General features: G+C 69.7%; 1 protein-coding gene. It reads right to left on the bottom strand.

The window, feature by feature from the left end; genetic code table 11:
* The coding region (locus A5736_RS04105) for a condensation domain-containing protein (protein WP_139333122.1) at positions 1–1,157 on the bottom strand (1,157 nt) is incomplete at both ends.

Genomic DNA, 1,157 nt, shown 5'->3' with positions numbered 1-1,157 from the left:
ATGGCCACGCCCTTGGGCACACCCGTCGTCCCGGAGGTGAAGATGATGTAGGCGAGGTCGTCGGCCACCGGCGCGGGTAACGCGCCGCTGGGCTGGGCGGCTATCGCGGGGTCGTCGACGTCGATGACCGTCAGGTCGCATCCGGCCAGCCGATCGGCCAGCCCCGCGGTGGTGACCGCGGCGATCGGCGTGGCGTCGGTGAGCATGAACTCCACCCGCGACCGCGGGTGCGCCGGATCGATCGGCAGGTACGCCGCCCCCGTCTTCAGCACCGCCAACATCGCGATGATCGCCTCGGCGCAGCGGCTGAACAGCAACGCCACACATTGGCCGGGGCCCGCGCCGTGGCCAGAAAGCAAGTGCGCCAACCGGTTCGACGCCTCGTCCAGCTCGCGATACGTCCACGACCGCTGCCCGCAGACCAACGCCACCGCCGCGGGGTTGCTTGCCACTTGGGTGGCGAACAACGCCGGAATCGACAGCTCGGGCGTTGCCGCCCGGGTCAGCACCGCCTGGTTGCCCCACGTGTCCAGGCGGGCGTACTCGGCGTCGTCGAGCAGCTCCATCGACGACAACCGCTGGGCGGGATCGGCGGCCATTGCGTTCAGCACGCGCTGCAACCGCTCGACGAACACCTCGACGCTCGCGGCATCGAACACGTCGGTGCGAAATTCCACCTGCCCGCCGATCCCGGCGGGCTCGCCCACATCGGTCCAGCGCTCACCGAGCGAAAACGTCAGGTCCATGCGGGCGGTGTGGGTGTCCACCGGCAGCGGGGCGACCTGCAGATCGCCCAGGGCCAGCGCGGCGGCCGGGCCGTTGTCCTGCCCGGCAAGGTTCTGCCAGGCCAACATCACCTGGACGAGTGGGTGATGGGTCAGCGATCGGGTGGGGTTGAGCCGCTCCACCAGTAACTCGAAGGGCACGTCCTGGTGTTCGTAGGCGGCCAGGCTGCGCTGGCGCACCTGGGCCAACACCTCGGCGACGGTGGGGTCGCCGGTCAGGTCGACGCGCAATGCCAGGGTGTTGACGAAGAAGCCGACCAGTTCGTCTAGCGCGGGGTCGCGCCGTCCCGCGATCGGGAATCCCACCGCCACATCGGGGCTGGCGCTGAGTTTGGACAGCAACACGGCCAGGGCGGCCTGCATCACCATGAA

The sequence above is a fragment of the Mycobacterium sp. SP-6446 genome, assembly GCF_001954045.1.
GTDB lineage: Bacteria > Actinomycetota > Actinomycetes > Mycobacteriales > Mycobacteriaceae > Mycobacterium.
This window is presented reverse-complemented; position numbering and strand designations above follow the sequence as displayed.